2 protein-coding genes and 1 pseudogene are annotated in these 2,226 nt (G+C 42.8%); all 3 read right to left on the minus strand.

Features of this window, described 5'->3' with window-relative positions; all coding sequences use genetic code 11:
• The coding region (locus UYC_RS0111060) for a bifunctional orotidine-5'-phosphate decarboxylase/orotate phosphoribosyltransferase (protein WP_016879516.1) at window positions 1-1,436 on the minus strand (1,436 nt) is incomplete at its 3' end.
• A 69-nt stretch (window positions 1,437-1,505) separates the two neighbouring features.
• Window positions 1,506-1,739: a Nif11-like leader peptide family natural product precursor gene (locus UYC_RS0111065; protein ID WP_016878923.1), complete on the minus strand. Its 234-nt coding sequence runs from the start codon at window positions 1,737-1,739 to the stop codon at window positions 1,506-1,508.
• Window positions 1,740-1,993: 254 nt separating this feature from the next.
• A pseudogene (locus tag UYC_RS0111070) lies at window positions 1,994-2,226 on the minus strand (photosystem II q(b) protein); the annotation flags it as partial.

Raw genomic sequence — 2,226 nt, forward strand, 5'->3', positions numbered from 1 at the left:
CAAGCTACTAGAATCTGAAATTGCTCCTCATTAATACGACCTGCTTGGTATAGCGTTTCTGTAATCTCAGAAATTGTCAGCACAGAATGCGCTCGGTAACCATTTTCCCGCAATCTGTCTTTAACTCCTTTTTCATGATCCAAAAACACTACAATGTCTTTTACGTGTAAGCCCACAGACTTAATTTTTTCTGCCCCTTCCATTGCGCTTTTACCGCTGATCAGAATATCATCTACGACCACAATTGTTTCTCCTGGCTGAAAGTTTCCCTCAATCACTCGTCTTGTTCCGTGGGCTTTGACTTCTTTGCGCGGAAAAATCATTGGATAATTTAGATGCAGTGCTAGCCCGGTAGCGGTTGGTAAAGAGCCGTAAGGAATACCAGCAATTCTATCAAAGCTAAGACCTTTGAGAATCTCGGCATAAGCATTCAAAATTTTATGGAAGATTTGGGGATTGGAAATGATTTTGCGCAGATCAATGTAATAGGGAAATGTGTCTCCTGAAGCTTGAACAAAGTTACCAAATAGAATGCACCCAATATCGTAGAGTTGCAAAATCAAGTCTAGGTGAGGATGCCCATCTAACGTACAGATATTAGATAACCACAAATCACAGGTGAAACCAGAGAAAGTAATCTGACTTCTAGCTTGATTGACTTCTGCACGCAGAGTTCGGATTGGCTCACTTGGATGTTCACGACTCAACCAATCTTGGGGAACGGGGATAAGTAAACCTTCGCTGTTCGCATTTAGTCCAGCTGTCAAAATTTGATTCAAGTCAGTGCCTTCTTGCCATATACTCCGAGCCATTATCAATCGTTCGGGAGCGATCGCTCGTACTTTTGCTAATACCTCTGGCGCTGTTGTGCCAACCTCCAGCCCCAATTGCTCTGGAGTGCCCCAATTTCTGGCTTCTTTCGCGACTTGTAAATAGAGCGGAGAATCTGATGTCGGATATTTCTGCAATTTACCTGCCGCAGGATTAGAAGTACAACACAACACAAAAACTGCTTTGCCGGGATAAACCAAAAATGGAGCTATATGATCTTGCCCAGCGTAAGGATTAAGGGTAATTGCATCTACCTGCCACTGTTCAAATACTATCCGGGCAAAGAGAGTACTGGTGTTTAGGTCACTATGTTTGGCATCTAAAATAACTGGGATGTGAGATGGAATTGCTGCGAGTGTTTGTTGCAGGAGTTCTATCCCTGGCGCGCCCAACGCTTCATAAAACCCAAGGGTAGGCTTGTAGGCACAGACAAGATCTGCTGTTTGTGCGATCGCAAATTGAAGCCAGTCACGTAAGCCTTGGATGATGTCATCTTCTCGACTGTTATAGTGGGTAGGCATCATCTCTGGATTAGGATCAAGTCCCACAAACAGGAAGCTTTGGTTATGGGCGATCGCTGCCTCTAGTTTGTTAAAGAAGCTCATCGCTACTTTCTCCAGGGATGAATATAGCCTACTGTTTTTTTCAATTCTTTACAGTCTCCTAAATTAGAATTATCTGGGATAAATATGAAGTCTAGGTGCTATTCCCGGATTGACTATAGCGGCTACTTCTTCAGAAGATAATTGACTCAGTTCAGTCTGTAGTTCTGTAACGGTGAAGTTATAGCCACGCTCTTGAGCAATCTTGATGAATGCTTCTGGATCGGCTGCTGCTTTGAGTCTTGCTTTTAATGCTTGATCTTGTTTTACTGCTTTGAAAAGTTGGGCTGCATTTTTCTGCGTCATGACATTCTATCTCCTGTTTTAAATATCAGATTGAAAGGCAGTCATTTAAATCCTGTAGTTACGCCCAAGCCAGCGAAGTTCGCTACTAAATTAAATTCATACACTTCAATCTTGAACTAAAGAGGAGAATTTTTCATTGATTTTGACAAAAAAATATAAGTTCCCACTAGTACTCTGTTTAAAACGAAAAAGCGCCCTCTCTTTCGAGAGAACGCTTTTCAGTTAATACTTAATCAATCAGTCTGAGACTATTATTAACCGTTGATAGCAGGAGCGCTGATTGCAACAGGAGCACTTTCAGCAGATGCTAAGTCGAGAGGGAAGTTGTGAGCATTGCGCTCGTGCATAACTTCCATACCCAAGTTAGCGCGGTTGATGATGTCAGCCCAGGTATTGATGACATGACCTTGGGAATCAATCACTGACTGGTTGAAGTTGAAACCGTTGAGGTTGAACGCCATGGTGCTGATGCCCAGAGCGGTGAACC

Origin of the sequence: Chlorogloeopsis fritschii PCC 6912 (assembly GCF_000317285.1) — a bacterium.
Lineage (GTDB): Bacteria > Cyanobacteriota > Cyanobacteriia > Cyanobacteriales > Nostocaceae > Chlorogloeopsis > Chlorogloeopsis fritschii.

What these genes read in the sequence shown, in the direction of transcription:
- UYC_RS0111065 (WP_016878923.1), bottom strand. Translation starts at nt 1,739, where the DNA reads ATGACGCAGAAAAATGCAGCCCAACTTTTCAAAGCAGTAAAACAAGAT.